Annotated in this window: 10 protein-coding genes; 9 read left to right on the top strand and 1 reads right to left on the bottom strand. The window is 73.6% G+C overall.

Annotated elements, in window-relative coordinates; translation table 11 throughout:
• The first annotated feature begins 199 nt into the window (after window positions 1-199).
• The 7 genes from KUM49_RS31430 to KUM49_RS31400 all read left to right on the top strand — a co-directional run bounded on the left by KUM49_RS31430 (window position 200) and on the right by KUM49_RS31400 (window position 10,907).
• Window positions 200-1,684, top strand: a complete 1,485-nt coding sequence (locus tag KUM49_RS31430) for a hypothetical protein (protein ID WP_217240354.1) — start codon at window positions 200-202, stop codon at window positions 1,682-1,684.
• A gap of 14 nt (window positions 1,685-1,698) precedes the next feature.
• Window positions 1,699-2,772: a glutamate ABC transporter substrate-binding protein gene (locus KUM49_RS31425; RefSeq protein WP_254402079.1), complete on the top strand. Its 1,074-nt coding sequence runs from the start codon at window positions 1,699-1,701 to the stop codon at window positions 2,770-2,772.
• 88 nt (window positions 2,773-2,860) lie between these two features.
• On the top strand, window positions 2,861-4,192 hold the full coding sequence (locus KUM49_RS31420; protein ID WP_217240353.1) for a hypothetical protein: 1,332 nt from the start codon (window positions 2,861-2,863) through the stop codon (window positions 4,190-4,192).
• 25 nt (window positions 4,193-4,217) lie between these two features.
• On the top strand, window positions 4,218-6,767 hold the full coding sequence (locus KUM49_RS31415) for a serine/threonine-protein kinase (protein WP_217240352.1): 2,550 nt from the start codon (window positions 4,218-4,220) through the stop codon (window positions 6,765-6,767).
• Complete coding sequence (locus tag KUM49_RS31410) at window positions 6,768-8,039, top strand: PP2C family serine/threonine-protein phosphatase (protein ID WP_217240351.1); 1,272 nt, start codon at window positions 6,768-6,770, stop codon at window positions 8,037-8,039.
• A 98-nt stretch (window positions 8,040-8,137) separates the two neighbouring features.
• Window positions 8,138-9,487 (top strand): VWA domain-containing protein, encoded by a 1,350-nt coding sequence (locus KUM49_RS31405; protein WP_217240350.1) that lies wholly within the window; start codon window positions 8,138-8,140, stop codon window positions 9,485-9,487.
• A 58-nt stretch (window positions 9,488-9,545) separates the two neighbouring features.
• Complete coding sequence (locus tag KUM49_RS31400) at window positions 9,546-10,907, top strand: FHA domain-containing protein (RefSeq protein ID WP_217240349.1); 1,362 nt, start codon at window positions 9,546-9,548, stop codon at window positions 10,905-10,907.
• A 14-nt stretch (window positions 10,908-10,921) separates the two neighbouring features.
• Here the strand turns inward: KUM49_RS31400 and KUM49_RS31395 are convergent, their stop codons facing one another.
• The gene (locus tag KUM49_RS31395; protein WP_217240348.1) at window positions 10,922-11,905 is read right to left on the bottom strand and encodes a methyltransferase domain-containing protein; all 984 of its coding nucleotides are present in this window, start codon (window positions 11,903-11,905) and stop codon (window positions 10,922-10,924) included.
• Between the two features lie 68 nt (window positions 11,906-11,973).
• On the opposite strand from KUM49_RS31395, the gene KUM49_RS31390 reads away from it, so the two are divergent.
• Both KUM49_RS31390 and KUM49_RS31385 read left to right on the top strand, forming a co-directional pair.
• Entirely contained in the window at window positions 11,974-12,387 is a 414-nt protein-coding gene (locus KUM49_RS31390) for a globin (RefSeq protein ID WP_217240347.1), read from the top strand.
• 189 nt (window positions 12,388-12,576) lie between these two features.
• A complete protein-coding gene (locus KUM49_RS31385) occupies window positions 12,577-15,825 on the top strand; it encodes an ABC transporter permease (RefSeq protein ID WP_217240346.1) in 3,249 nt (1,082 codons plus the stop codon).
• The last annotated feature ends 12 nt before the right edge of the window (window positions 15,826-15,837 follow it).

Raw genomic sequence — 15,837 nt, 5'->3', positions numbered from 1 at the left:
CCGCCGGCAGTACGCGGGCGCCCCACGAGGGAACCGAACCGATTCTGCCGGCGTATTCATGGGCAGGGGGTGGTGCGGCACGCGGCTGCACCGCCGGAGGCCCACGCTGCGATCCGATCAAGATCCAGCCAAGGCCGGTGCGGATGTCGGTCGCGGCAGCGATACTTGCCGCGACGGATGACCATGGGGGAGGTCAACAGTGACACACCCGCCGAAAAGCAGCACGGCGCCACCACCGGGTTCCGGTGTGCCCACACTGCCGGTGGTTCCGCCGCAGCCGGGCGGGCCGGTGCCGTCCGCGCAGCACGGCGTTCCCGCCCTGTACGGAAACACGGGCCGGCCCGTTCCTCCCTCCCCGCCCGAGCAGCCCCGGCGTACCGCCTTCGCGGAGGGCGTCGACCGGCTGCGGGCCGCCGCCACCACCGAGCCCGGCCGGCTGCGCATCATCGGCGCCGTCCTGGCCCTGCTCGTCGTCGCGTTCGGTGCCGTCACCGCAGGCCAGATGGCCGACCGGTCGACCGCCGCCGACGACGTGCTGAACAAGAGCCAGCCGCTGAGCTCGGCCGCGGCCGACATCTACCGCTCGCTCGCCGACGCCAACACCGCCGCCTCCAGCGGCTTCCTGGCCGGCGGCCAGGAGACGGCCGCCACCCGCGACACGTACGAGAAGGACATCGACGCCGCCGCCGAGGGCCTGGTGCAGGCCGCCGCGAACTCCGACCCCGACTCACCGGCCGCGGCGACCGTGACCAAGCTCAACCGGCTGCTGCCGGAGTACAAGGGCCTGGTCGAGCGGGCGCGGACGTACAACCGCCAGGGCTTCCCGGTCGGCGGCGCCTATCTGCGGTACGCCAACGAGAAGATGCAGCAGCAGATGCTCCCGGCGGCCGAGGATCTCTACAAGAAGGAGAACCAGCGGCTGCGCGCCGACTACGCGGACGCCACTCCCTACCCCTGGGCGGCGATCGGCCTCGGCGTCCTCGCGCTGGCCGCGCTCGCCTGGGCCCAGCACCGCAGCTACCGGCGTACGAACCGCGTCCTGAACCACGGCCTGGTCGCCGCCACCGCCACCGCCACCGTGGTCCTGCTCTGGCTGGTCGTCGGCCACAGCGTCGCCCGCGCGGCCCTCCACGACTCCTACGACCACGGCGTGCGCTCGCTGAACGTCCTGCACGACGCCCGCATCGCCTCCCTGAAGGCCCGCGGCAGCGAGAACCTGACCCTGGTGGCCCGCGGCGCCGAGACCGTCGAGGTCGGCGGCAAGACGTACGACGCCTACGACCACAACTTCGGCGAGGAGATGAACACCCTCGCTGAGCGCCTCACCGAGGCCGGGAAGCTCGCCGACGACAAGACGGGCGAGCAGCCGGTCACCACGGCCGTCGGCAACATGACCGAGTGGAAGAAGCGCCACACCGCGGCCCGCGCCCAGGACGAGAACGGCAACTACCAGGCGGCGCTGGAGCGGGTGATCGGCGCCAAGGGCGCGACCGGCGAGTGCTTCGACAGCGTCGACGCGAACCTGGCCAAGGCGATCGCCCACGAGAACGCCGAGTTCGAGCAGGCGGCCGGTGACGGCGTGGACGCGATGACCGGACTGACGGTGGGCGCGGCCGTCCTCGCGGTCCTGGGCGCGGCCGGCGCGGTGCTCGGCATCGGCCGCAGGCTGTCGGAGTACCGGTGAAAGGGGGCGTGACGATGCGGCGGTGGACGCGAGGGCGACGACTGAGGACCGGCCTGAAGGGCTGGGGCGGTGTGGGCGCGATGGCGGTCGTCTGCGCCCTGGCGGTGACGTTCGTGATGCTGCTGCCGCTGATCCGGTCGGACGGCGACGGCAGCACGGGCACGAGCGGCAGCCGCCTGACGTACGGCAGCCAGGTCCGTGCCGAGGAGGGCTGCCCCACGGCCGAGGTGGCGAAGGCCCCCGAGAAGCAGACGCTGTCCCCGTCGAACGCGGACGGCAGCACCATAGAGGAGATCAAGAACCGCACGGGCGAGAAGCGCAAGCTGATCGTCGGCGTCGACCAGAACAGCTACCGCTGGGGTTACCGCGACCCCAACAGCGGCCAGGACGCGGCCCTGGAGGGCTTCGACATCGACCTGGTCCACCGCATCGCCGCGGACATACTCGGCGACCCGAACGCGGTCCAGTTCAAGGCGATCCCCACCGACCAGCGCATCCCGGCGATCAAGGACGGCCGGGTCGACATGATCGTCCGTACGATGACGATCAACTGCAAACGCCTGTCCGACGTCGCCTTCTCCGCGCCCTACTTCAAGACCGGCCAGCAGGTGCTGGCCTCCAAGTCCTCGAAGATCACCGGGTACGACGGTTCGCTCGCCGGGCAGCGGATCTGCACGGCGAAGGGCTCCACGGCCAACACCAAGCTGGTCAACGACAAGCAGGCGGGCGACCTCGTCTCCTCCGCCGACCTGAGGACCACCGTTCCCAACCAGCTCGACTGCCTGGTGCGGCTCCAACTCGGCGAGGTGGACGCCGTGGTGACCGACGGCGCGCTCGCCGCGAGCCAGGCCGCCCAGGACCCGACGGTCATGCTGAAGGGCGAACCCTTCACCACCGAGTACTACGGCGTGGCGATGAAGAAGGACGCCGACGATCTGGTACGCCGGGTCAACCAGGTGCTGGTGGACTACCGCAAGGACACCGCGAACGGCTGGCAGGCGTCGTACGACAGGTGGCTTTCGGCGACACTGGGGGAGGACCCCTCGACGTCGGAACCGCCCGCACCGCAGTACCTGCGCACGAGCTGACGCACCATCGACCGCGGTCGTCAACAGCCCACCCCTACGGACCCTTTCAGACGATTGACACGAAACACGACGCAGCGAGAGGTGATCGATGGGCGTCACGGACCCCGCCGGGCCGGTGATGGACCGGGACGAGGTGGACCGTGCGCTGGTGCGGCTCGGCGCGGAGCACGAGGCCATCGAGACCTCGCTCCTCGCCCTGCAGGACCACGCGGGCCGCAGACTCCTCGAAGGTGCCGAGCTCACCGGTCTGACCAAGGAGCGCTGGCAGACCGCGGAGGCGTCGATCAGCCTTCTGTGGGCGTATTTCGACGCCTACAGCGACGCGTTGCGCTCCGCCCGTGACATCCGCGCCCGGCGCCGCTGGTCCAGCCGCGAGGACCTGCTGGAGCTGACCGAGCTGCTGCGCGGCGAGTCCGTCACGGTCGCCGGATCCGCCACGGCGACCGCCAACGCGCCGACCCTGCACGGCGGTCCGAGCAAGCTCAGCGAACGGTTCTCGCTGGTCACGCTCGTGGACCGGATGAACGAGCTGTACGCGAACTCGCTGGACATGGTCGTCGCCGCCGACGCCGTCTGGTCGGCGCTGCCCGCCCGTATCGATCTCCTGGCCGCGGAACTCCAGCGCACCCGGCGGCTCGCGCACTCCGTCGGGGTCCGCCCCGGCGAGCATCACGCGGGCGACGACCTGGAGCGCATCACGCGCACGCTGACGACGCTGCGCGAGCAGGTCGTCTCCGACCCGCTGGCGTTCTGGGTCCCGACGCCGGGCAGTTCGGCACCCGGCGGCGGCAAGCCCGACACCACGGTGTACGACCGTGAGGCGCGCGCCCTGGAGGACGTGCGCCGGGAGATCGACGCCGTGCTGACGGTCCGGCAGGACGCGGAGGCCCGGCTGGTCAGGCTGCGGGACGTCCTCTCGCGCGCGGACCGCACCCTCGCCGAGGCCCGCATCGCGCGCGGCGAGGTCCTCGCGAAGATCGCCGCGACGGAGGTGCCGGTGGTCGGCGGCCCGCCGACCGTGCTGCAGGAGCAGCTGGCGACGGCCGCCGAGTACCGCAGACATGCCCAGTGGCACCGCCTGTCCCCGCTCCTGGAGTCCCTGGAGCAGAAGGCGGAGGACGAACTGCTGCGGGCCCGGGAGTCGTTGAGCGCGGTCACCGCGCCCCTGGCGGTCCGCGCGGAGCTGCGCGGGCGCCTCGACGCGTACAAGGCGAAGGTCGCCCGGCACGGCCTCGCGGAGGACTCGCTCCTGGTGGAGCGGTACGACGCGGCCCGCCGCATGCTGTGGAGCGCACCCTGCGACCTGCGGGTCGCCGAACAGGCCGTCCTGCGCTACCAGCACGCGGCCGCCGAACTGCTCGCCGCCCCACGGGTTCCGGAGACGGGCGGGCCACAGGATCGTAGAGGGCCCGGAGCGTGAGCGACAGAAGGGGGACAGCGTCGTCATGAGTCAGGCACAACAGCCCTGCCAGCGGCCCGACTGCGAGGGGGCGTACGAGGACGTCGGCGGCGGCGAGCTGTACTGCGACACGTGCGGTCTCGCCCCGGTCGTCTCCAGGACCGGCATGGTCGGCTCGCCGCCCACCGGGATCACCGCCGGCGGCCGGGGCTCCAGGGGCTCCTCCGGCAGCGGCAGTTCCCGCTCCGGCACCCGCGGCAGTACGCGTACGTCGTCGCAGTCGGCGAAGTCACGGCGCTCGGTGTCGGGCCGGCTGTCGCGCTCGGTGTCCGGCCCGTCCACGGGCCGCTCGGTGTCGGTGCGCAGCTCCGGCTCCGGCACCGCGTCCTCCTCCCGGGGCCGGCTCGGCGCGGGCCTGGTCGAGGTGCCGGGCGTGCCCCGGCCCGACCTGCGCGCGATGGTCCTGGACAACCCCGAGGTGCCCGAGCGCAAGCGGTTCTGCTCGCGTTCCGACTGCGGGGCGCCGGTGGGGCGCTCGCGCGGCGAGACGCCGGGGCGCACGGAGGGGTTCTGCACGAAGTGCGGCCACCCGTACTCCTTCGTCCCGAAGCTGAAGGCCGCCGACGTCGTGCACGGCCAGTACGAGGTCGCGGGCTGTCTGGCGCACGGCGGGCTCGGCTGGGTCTACCTCGCCGTGGACCGCGCGGTCTCCGACCGCTGGGTCGTCCTCAAGGGCCTGCTCGACACCGGCGACCAGGACGCGATGGAGGCCGCGATCTCCGAGCGGCGCTTCCTCGCGGAGATCGAGCACGCCAACATCGTGCGGATCTACAACTTCGTCGAACACCTCGACCAGCGGACGGGTTCGCTGGACGGGTACATCGTCATGGAGTACGTCGGCGGCAAGTCCCTCAAGGAGATCGCCAACGCCCGCCGCACGCCCCAGGGCAAGCGGGACCCGCTGCCGGTGGAGCAGGCGTGCGCGTACGGCATCGAGGCCCTCGAGGCGCTCGGGCACCTGCACAGCCGCAACCTGCTGTACTGCGACTTCAAGGTCGACAACGCGATCCAGACCGAGGACCAGCTCAAGCTGATCGACATGGGCGCGGTGCGCAGGATGGACGACGACGAGTCGGCCATCTACGGCACGGTGGGCTACCAGGCGCCCGAGGTCGCGGAGGTCGGCCCGTCCGTGGCGTCCGACCTGTACACGGTCGCCCGCACCCTCGCCGTCCTCACCTTCGACTTCCAGGGCTACACGAACGTCTTCGTGGACTCCCTGCCCGACCCCGACAACATCGAGGTCTTCCGCCAGTACGAGTCCTTCTACCGGCTGCTGGTCCGCGCCACCGACCCGGATCCGGCCCGCCGGTTCGCCTCCGCGCAGGAGATGGCGGAACAGCTGACGGGCGTCCTGCGCGAGGTCGTCTCGCTGCAGTCGGGGCGGGCCCGGCCGGCCCTGTCGACGCTGTTCGGGCCCGAAGTGCGGGTCACCGACGCGGAGTTGTTCCCGAAGCTGGACGGCGAGGTGTCGCGGTTGGGGGCACGGCCCGTGCCCACCCGGCGGCGGCGTTCCTCCGCCACCGCCCTGCTGCCCGCCGCCGCCCCTCCCCTCCCCGCCGGCAACGGGGCGGCCGTCGCTCCCGGCCTGGTCAAGCCGGTCGACGCCGCCGTCGGCGCGCTCGCTCTGCCGGTGCCGCACGTCGATCCGTCCGACCCCAACGCCGGGTTCCTCGCCGGTCTGATGACCACCGCGCCGGCCGAGCTGCTGGGGGCGGTCGCCGCCGCTCCGGCCCGGTCGACCGAGACCCGGCTGCGGCAGATCCGGGCCTGGCTGGAGAACGGCGACGCGCACACCGCGCACCAGGCCCTGCTGGAACTGGAGACGGAGCGGCCCGACGACTGGCGGGTCGTCTGGTACCGGAGTGTCGCGGCGCTCGTCGCCGGCGACCGCGAGGCCGCCGCGCTGGGCTTCGACGCGATCTACGACGCCTTCCCCGGCGAGATCGCCCCCAAGCTGGCCCTCGGCCTGTGCGCGGAGGTGCTCGGGCAGCTCGACAACGCCGCCGAGTACTACCGCCTCGTCTGGTCGACCGACCCCAGCTATGTGAGCGCCGCCTTCGGCCTGGCCCGCGTCCAGCTCGCCACCGGCGACCGGCAGGGTGCCGTCAGGACGCTGGAGTCGGTGCCGGAGTCGTCCATCCACTACACGGCCGCGCGCGTGGCGGCCGTACGGGCACGGCTGCGGCAGCGCACCGCGGTCGCATCCGACGTACTCTTCCTGGACGATCTGACGGCTGCGGCCGGACAGGTCGAGGCCCTGGAGGCGTACGGCCTGGACCCCGCGCGGCGTGAGCAGTTGTCCGCGGAGGTCTTCGGCAGTGCGCTGGACTGGATACTCTCCGGTGGCCAGGGTTCCGCCCCTCCCCCTGCCGCCGGGGGGCGGGTACTGCTCGGCAGTGGCCTGGACGAACGGGGTCTGCGCTTCGGCCTGGAGCGTTCGTACCGCACGCTGGCCCGGCTGGCGTCGGGCGGCGAGGAGAGGATCGACCTGGTGGAACGTGCCAACCGTTACCGCCCCCGGACATGGGTGTAGTTGATGTCGCAGATGCCCCAGCAGACCGCCCTGTCGAGGTGTCCGAGCTGCGAGGAGCCCCTCGAGTCGGGTGACCGCTTCTGCGGTGCGTGCGGATACGACCTGTCCGCCGTGCCGGCGCCGCCGGGCGACCACCCGACCATCGCCATGAACGGTGGCACGCCGCCCCCGCCGGACGGCGCGCCCGCCGTGCCACCGCGGCCGCCGCTCGCGGGCTCACCGCAGCCGCCCTTCGCCGGTTCCCCCATGTCCCCCGCCTCGGGGGTACGGTTCGACCGGGCGCCGGAGCCCGACGAGTATCCGTTGCAGGCGCCGGACCCGCGCGTGACCGCCGACGTGCCCACCCCGCCCGAGGGCGTCAAGGTGTGCGTGGCGTGCCGGGCGGGCCGGGTCGACAGCGACGGCTACTGCGAGAACTGCGGGCATGCCCAGCCACGGGAGCGCGACCACATGGAACAGGACATCGGCCCGGTGGCCGCCGTGAGTGACCGCGGTCTGCGGCACCACCGCAACGAGGACGCGTTCGGCCTCGGCTGTGCCGCGCTGCCCGACGGCTCGGCCGCGGTCGTCGCGATCGTCTGCGACGGCGTGTCCTCGGCGACCCGCCCCGACGACGCCTCACTGGCCGCGTCCCGCGCTGCGACCGAGACCCTGCTGGCCGCACTGCCCCACGGCACGCACCCGCAGCAGGCCATGCACGACGCGATCATCGCCGCCTCGCAGGCGGTCAACGCGCTGGCCGAGGAGCCCGCCACGGCCCGCGAGCACGCCCCGCACCAGAACGCCCCCGCCTGCACCCTCGTCGGCGCGGTGGTGACGTCCGGGCTGCTGGTCGTCGGCTGGATCGGCGACAGCCGCGCCTACTGGGTGCCGGTGGACCGCAGCGCTCCCCCGGCCCGGCTCACCGAGGACGACTCGTGGGCCGCGCAGATGGTCGCCGCGGGCCTGATGAACGAGGCGGAGGCGTACGCCGACGAACGCGCCCACGCGATCACCGGCTGGCTCGGCGCGGACGCCTACGAACTGGAGCCGCACACCGCTTCCTTCAAGCCGGACCGGCCTGGGGTGGTGCTTGTGTGCACCGACGGTCTGTGGAACTACGCGGAGGCCGCCGAGGAGATGGCCGAGGTCCTGCCGCTGGACGCCGCCGTGCGGCCCCTGCACAGCGCCCGCGTGCTGGTCGGCCACGCCCTGGACGGCGGGGGCCACGACAACGTAACAGTGGCCGTCGTGCCGTTCCCGGCCCCGCCGCAGGGGGCAGGATCGGCCTGAGGGCCGCAGACGGGGAAGTTTCGGGCGGGCCGGAGGGGACCGGTCCCGTCCACGTCATCGCCCCGCCTCGGCGGGATTCGAGGGGGATGAGAGTAGGCATGGCCAATTTCTCGAAGTCGAACGTGCCGCAGTTCTCGGTGGACGTGTACCAGAACGAGTACCTGGCGGAGGGTGCCCGCGAGGTCAACGCGATCGTCACGGTGACCGCGAGCGGCGGCGGCACGATCGGAAGCGCCGTCGGGGCGCCCCACCTGTACTCGCCCGGCGAGGGCCCGTCCGCGGCCGTGGCGATCATGGTCGACTGTTCGGGCTCGATGGACTACCCGCCGACCAAGATGCGCAACGCCCGGGACGCCACGGCCGCCGCCATCGACACCCTGCGCGACGGCGTGCACTTCGCGGTGATCGGCGGCACGCACGTGGCCAAGGAGGTCTATCCCGGCGCCGGCCGGCTCGCGGTCGCCGACGCCACCACCCGCGACCAGGCCAAACAGGCGCTGCGCAGGCTCAGCGCCGGCGGCGGTACGGCCATCGGCACCTGGCTGCGTCTCGCGGACCGGCTGCTGTCCTCCGAGGACGTCGTCATCCGCCACGGGATCGTGCTCACCGACGGCCGCAACGAACACGAGTCGCACGAGGACCTGCAGGCCTCCCTGGACGCCTGCGCCGGCCGCTTCACCTGTGACGCGCGCGGAGTGGGCACCGACTGGGAAGTGAAAGAAGTCACAGCAATCGCCTCCGCGCTGCTCGGCACCGCCGACATCGTCGCCGACCCGGCGGGTCTGGCCGCCGACTTCACGCGGATGATGGAGACGGCGATGGGCAAGGAGGTCGCGGACGTCGCCCTGCGCCTGTGGACGCCGGTCGGCACCACCGTGAAGTTCGTCAAGCAGGTCGCCCCCACCGTCGAGCAACTGACCGACCGCCGCACCGAGTCCGGCCCCCGCGCCGGGGACTACCCCACCGGTTCCTGGGGGGACGAGTCCCGTGACTACCACGTGTGTGTCGAGGTCCCGGCCGCGAACATCGGCCAGGAAATGCTGGCCGCCCGCGTCTCCCTGGTCGTCCCGCAGCCCGACGGCAGCACCCAGGCGCTGGTGGGCGCGCAGGGTCTGGTGCGGGCCGTCTGGACCGACGACATGGTCGCGTCCACGTCGATCAACCCCCAGGTCGCCCACTACACCGGCCAGGCCGAACTGGCACAGGTCATCCAACAAGGCCTCGATCTGCGCAAATCGGGAGACTTCGACGGAGCAACGGCCAAACTGGGCCGGGCCGTTCAGCTCGCGAGTGCCTCCGGCAACGCCGATACTGCGAAACTGCTTGCGAAGGTGGTGGACGTCGTCGATGCCGCGACAGGTACTGTGCGACTGAAGACGAAGGTCGCCGAGGCCGACGAGATGACTCTCGAAACCCGGTCGACAAAGACCGTTCGTGTAAAGAAGTGACCCAGTACGACCCAGTACGACCCTAGTAGGACACAGAAGGAGAGGGGGACGCGCCGACATGCCGACCTGCCCGAACGGACACCAGTCGGGTTCCGACGACTGGTGCGAGGTCTGCGGTCACCGCATGGCGGGTGCCGTGCCTCCGCCCCCTCCGCCGCCGCCCCCGGGCGGGGGCTACGGCTTCCCACCGCCGCAGGGCCCGGGCACGCAGCCGGGTCCGCCCGGCGGCCGTGCGCCCGAGCCGGAGCTGTGCCCGCAGTGCCGCACGCCCCGTGAGGGCGGTGCGCCGTTCTGCGAGGAGTGCCGGTGGAACTTCCTGACCAACACCGCGACGTCGTACACCCCGGCCGCGCCGCAGTCGCCCGGCCCCAACCCGGCCGCGCGTTTCCAGCAGCCTCCGGGACCCTCGTACGGCGGCGGTGACGCGTACGACTACCAGGGCTCACGCCCCTCGCAGGTGAACCGGCCGGCCGAACCGATCCCGCCGGGCCCGCAGTACGGCCACGGTCAGCCGGGCCCGGGTGGCCCCGGTCAGGGCCCCGGTCCTGGTCAGGGTCAGGGTCAGGGCCCCGGCGGTCCGGGTGGTCCCGGCGGCTACGGCGGTCCTGGTGGCCCTGGCGGTCCCGGTGGCCCCGGTGGACAAGGCGGCTACGGCTATCCGCAGCACGGCGGACCCGATGGTCAGGGCGGCCCCGGCGGTCCCGGGCCTTTCGGTGCCGACCCGTCGCGGCCGGTTCCGCCGCCGCCCGGGCCGACCCGGCACGGCGGACCCCAGGCTCCCCAGGCGTTCCAGCAGCCCGGTCAGCAGGGCCGTCCCGGTCCCGGCTACCCGCAGGATCCGAACCGGCAGCAGCAGGGCGGCCCGCCCTTCGGCGGCGGTGGCGACGACTGGGTCCTCCCCCCGCCGGGCGGCCCCGGTCAGGGCGGTCCCGGTCAGGGCGGTGGCTACGGCTATCCGCAGCCCGGCGCGACCCAGGCGCCGCCCGCTCCCGGCCCCGGCTACCCGCAGCAGCCGTCGTCCTGGACGGCGACCGTCGGCCCGGACCGCGACTACTTCATGGCGATGATGCAGCGCTCGGGGCCCGAGGCCGCGGGCCTCAACCTGCCCGCGTACTCGCCCGAGCAGCAGCGCGCCCTGACCGGCAACCAGATCACCATCGGCCGTCGCCGGCACTCCACCGGCGACACCCCCGACATCGACCTGGCGGTGCCGCCGGAGGACCCCGGTGTCTCGCACCAGCACGCGGTGCTGGTCCAGCAGCCGGACGGCTCCTGGGCGGTCGTCGACCAGAACTCGACGAACGGCACGACGGTCAACGGCTCGGAGGAGCCGATCCAGCCCTTCGTGCCGGTGCCGTTGCAGGACGGGGACCGGGTGCACGTCGGCGCGTGGACGACGATCACGATCCGGCGCGGATAGGTTCCTGCACGTTCTCAGGACCGGAGGGGCCATGCGTAGGGCCCCTCCGGATCGTCCAGCCACGCCCACTCGCGGTCGCTGCTGACCGTGATGCCGTACCGCTCGCGGTGCGGCTGTCCCTCGCGCTCCCACAGCGCGTACGCCTCCTGCGGGTCGAGGCTGCCGCGGGTCAGGGCGAGCAGGAACCTGAACAGCTCGTGGTCCCTGGCCGGGCGCGGCACCCCGCCCAGCGGAGCCTGCTCCGGCTCGGGCCCGCCGCCGCGCAGCGGCACGAAGTAGGCGGGCGTGTGCAGGAAGCGCCCCTCTGCCTGCCCGGCGTCCGTCACCGTCAGCGCGACCAGGCCGGTCGCGAGCGGGGTGAGGATGCGGGCGCCGGGGCGACACTGGGGGAGCCAGGCGGGCGGGATCGACGGCAGTGTGCAGGTCGCGATGATCCGGTCGAAGGGGGCGCGTTCGGGCACCCCGCGCGCTCCGTCGCCGGTGACGACGACGGGGCGGTAGCCGGCGACGGCCAGGTGCTGCCGGGCCGCCTCGGTGATCTCCGGTTCCAGGTCGACGGTGGTGACGAGGTTGTCGTCGCCGAGGCGATGGGCGAGCAGGGCGGCGTTGTACCCCGTGCCCGCGCCGATCTCCAGGACCCGGTCGCCGTCCGCCACCCGCAGGTCGGCCAGCATCATCGCCATCAGCGAGGGCTGACTGCTGGAGGAGACCAGTTCGCCGTCGCGCAAGCGGGTGGCCAGCGGGGTGTCGGTGTAGACGCCGCGCAGCCAGCGTTCGCGAGTGCGCGGGTCGGGGCTCTCACCCCAGAGCCGCTCGTAGCCGCCCACGACGCCGACGTAGTAGTACGGCACGAACAGGTGCCGCGGCACCGCCTGGAACGCCTCTCTCCACACCGGGTCGGCGTCCCACGCCCCGCTCTCGTCGATCTCACGCACCAGCGCCGCTCGCGCGGCGGCGGCGAGGTCGTCCAGCTTCTTGTCCAGAGCGTGCGCTCCCATACGTCCACTGTGCACCCTCGGCCGGGGTGGACCTAAGCCTTGAGTCCTCGGTCCACCCGTCTGAGACCATGGACGGCGTGACAGAGATTCGGCGCGGCACACTGCAGGAGCAGACCTTCTACGAGCAGGTCGGCGGGGAGGAGACCTTCCGCCGCCTCGTCCACCGTTTCTACGAGGGAGTCGCCGAGGACCCGATCCTGCGGCCCATGTACCCCGAGGAGGACCTGGGCCCGGCCGAGGAGCGCCTGGTGCTGTTCCTGATGCAGTACTGGGGCGGCCCGACGACGTACAGCGACAACCGCGGCCATCCGCGGCTGCGGATGCGCCACGCCCCCTTCACCGTCGACCGGGCGGCGCACGACGCCTGGCTGAAGCACATGCGGGACGCCGTAGACGACCTCGGCCTGTCCGAGGAACACGAGCACACGCTGTGGAACTACCTGACGTACGCGGCGGCCTCGATGGTGAACACCGCCGACTGAACAAGGGCTACAAGGGCTACAAGGGCTACAACGACGGTTGAGGCCCGGATTCCGGTCGTACGGCCCCGGATTCCGGTCACGATCCGGTCAAGCCCGCCCCACAAGCGCTTACCCGCGGCCGGTCCCCTCTGACAGCATCGCCCGGAGATCGGGACAACGGGGGAACGACGGAACACGGCGGGGGGCCGGGTGACGGGGTGGGGCGGGGCCGCGAGATTCGTCCTCCTGCGCGCCCGGGCGCACCGGCTGCTGCTCGCCGCCGCGCTGCTGACCGTCCTGCTGACCACGGCCGTCCTGGCGACCCTGGCCGCCTACTCGGGCGCGATCGGTGACGCGGCCCTGCGCCATTCCTTACGGGACCCCCGCAGCGCCGTCGACACCGCGTTGATCGTCAAGGCCGACGTGCCGGCCGACCAGCGCACGGCCGCCGACGCCGCCGTACGGGACGCGGCCCGCAGGACCTTCGACGGACTGCCTGTGACGGTACGGACGCTGCAGCGGTCGGGACCGTACGCCCTGCCCCGTTCCCTGCGGCCGCCCGCCGAACGGTCCGGGGACCCGGATCTGACCTTCTTCGCCTCCCTGGACCCCACGCAGGTACGGCTCGTGGCCGGACGGCTGCCCGGCCCGCGTGCCGGTGCCGTCGAGGTGGCCCTCCCCCAGGCCGCGGCCCGGCGCCTCGGCCTCGGACCCGGCGCCCGCCTCACCGTCGCCGACCGGCTCGACGGCCCGGACGTACGTGTCACGGTCACCGGTCTCTACCGGCCCGCCCGGACGGACGCGCCGTACTGGAAACTGGACGACCTCGGCGGGCGCGGGATCAAGCAGGTCGACTTCACGACGTACGGTCCGCTGCTCGCCGATCCCGGTGTGCTGACCGGGGGGACGGTGAGCGCCGGGCCGTCGGCCTGGATGGCGTCGGCCGACTTCTCGACGCTGACGACCGGCCGGATCGACGCCCTGCGCGAGGCGGCCCGCGCCGAGAGCGCGGCGATGCGCAGGCAGCCGGTGCTCAGCGGCAGCACCGCCGCGTCCACCGGCCTGCCCGACGTCCTGGACCGCGTCGACCGCTCGCTGCTCGTGTCCCGCTCGACGCTCCTGATCGTGGCCCTTCAGCTGGTGCTGCTCGCGGCCTGCGCCCTGCTGCTGGTGGCCCGGCTGCTGAGCACCGAACGCGCGGGCGAGACCCGGCTGTTGCTGGCCCGCGGCGCCTCCCGCCGCCGGATCGCGGGCCTCACCGCCCTGGAGGCGCTGCTGCTGGCCGTCCCCGCGGTGGTCTGCGCGCCGCTGCTCGCCGGGCCGCTGACCCGGTTGCTGGCCGGGCGGGGGCCGCTGGCCCGGATCGGGCTGCACCTGGACGTGCCGGCCGGCGGGCGCGCCGGGGTGTGGCTGGTGGCGGCGGGCGTGGCGCTGGGCTGCGCGCTCGCGGTGACGCTGCCCGCGCTGACCTCGTCCCTCGCCGTCGGGCGGGCGCGCGCTCTGCCCCCCGCGATCCGCGCGGGCGCCGACCTCGGGCTGCTGGCGGTGGCCGCGGTCGCGTACTGGCAGCTGAGCCGCCAGACCACCGGGGCCGTTACCGGCGACGCCACCGGCACGCTCGGCATCGACCCCCTGCTGGTGGCGGCTCCCGCGCTCGCGCTGCTGGCCGGGACGGTCGTGACGCTGCGGCTGCTGCCTCCGGTGGCACGGCTCGCCGAACGCCGGGCGGCCGGCGGGCGCGGGCTGACAGCGGCGCTGGCGGGCTGGCAGATCGCCCGCCGCCCGATGCGCGGGGCGGGCCCGGTGCTGCTGCTCGTCCTCGCCGTCGCGCTGGGCATGCTGGCGATCGGGCAGGGCGCCTCCTGGGACCGCTCGCAGAACGACCAGGCCGACTTCCGCGCCGGAACGTCGGTGCGGATCCTCGCCGCCGGGGAGGGCGGCCTCGGCCGCACCGACGAGTACGCGGCCGTCCCCCGCGTACGTCAGGCCGCCCCCGCCGTACGCACCGAGCTGTCGCTGTCGGGCAACCGGACCGCGACCGTGCTGGCGCTCGACACCGCGCACGCGAAGAGCGCCCTGCTGCTGCGCCCCGACCTGGCGTCCGAGCCGGTGCGGCCGCTGCTGGCCGGGCTGGGCCCGAAGGGCACGTCGGCGGGCGCGAAGGTGCCCGCGGACACCGACCGGCTGCGGCTGACCGCGACCCTGCGCAGCTCGGCCGGCCCGGGCACGACGGCCGACGTCACCGTCACCCTCCAGGACCGCTACGGCACCCCGTACCAGCTCCCGGCCGGCGAACTCCCCTCCGACGGCCGCGGGCACACCCTCGAGCTGGACGTCCCCTCGGGTCCGCTCACGCTCACCGGCGTGGAACTGGTCATGCCCCAGCCGGTCGACCACGCCGAGCGGCACCGCTTCGCGCTGGACGAGCTGACCGCCGTCGACCCCGAGGGGGCGGTACGGCGGCTGCCGCTGCCCACCGCCTGGAAGGCCGGGGCGCTCAGCGACGCGGAGGCGGCCGGTCCGGACGAGCGCACGAAGCCGACCGAGCCGCGCCTGAGCACGCCGTCGGGACGGCCGACGGTCGACTACGGCACGGGGTACGTCCCCCGCGAATACACCTGGGTGCTCTCGTCGTTGACGCTGCGACTCCGGGTCGCACAGCCCCCGCCGCCCGCCGTCACGGCCGTCGCGACCGACCGCTTCCTCGCCTCCGCGGGCGCCCGCACCGGGCAGCGCGTGGACCTGGCGTTCGGCGGCGGGACCGTGCCGGTGCGGATCGTGCGCGCGGTGCGGGCGCTGCCGACCACCGAGGAGTCGACCGGCGGGGCGCTGCTGGTCGATCTCCGCTCGGTGAACCGGGTGCTGGAGGCGCGGTACGCGCAGAGCGTCACGCCCACCGAGTGGTGGCTGCGGACCGCGCCGGGCGAGGCCGGTGAGGTCGCGGCGGCGCTGCGGGCGCGGCCCGACACGGATCCGGCGCAGGTGGTGGTGCGGGACGAGATCGCCGAGCAGCTGCGCGACGACCCGTTCGGCGCGGGCCCCGAGGCGGCGTTCGCCGCGGCGGCCGGGGTGGCGGCGGCGCTCGCCGCGGTCGGGTTCGCGGTGAGCGCGACGGGTTCCCTGCGGGAGCGGGGCGCCGAGTTCGCCGTACTGCGCGCGCTGGGCGCCCCACGCCGGCGGCTGGCCCGCGCGGTCGCCGTCGAGCAGGGGGTGCTGGTGGCGCTGGCGCTGCTGGTGGGCACCGCCCTGGGCACGGTTCTGACCCGGGCCGTGGTCCCCCTGATCGTGCTGACCTCCGAGGCCGCCCGGCCGGTGCCCGAGGTGCTCGTCGAACTGCCGGTCACCGGGGTCGCCGTACTGCTGACCGCGGTGGCGCTGCCTCCGGCCCTGGTCACGGGGGTGCTGGCGCTTCGGCGGGCGAATCCGGTCACGTCGTTGCGGGAACAGGGGGGTGAGTGACGTGAGGTCGGC

Origin of the sequence: Streptomyces sp. AC555_RSS877, assembly GCF_019049245.1 — a bacterium.
Lineage (GTDB): Bacteria > Actinomycetota > Actinomycetes > Streptomycetales > Streptomycetaceae > Streptomyces.
This window is presented reverse-complemented; position numbering and strand designations above follow the sequence as displayed.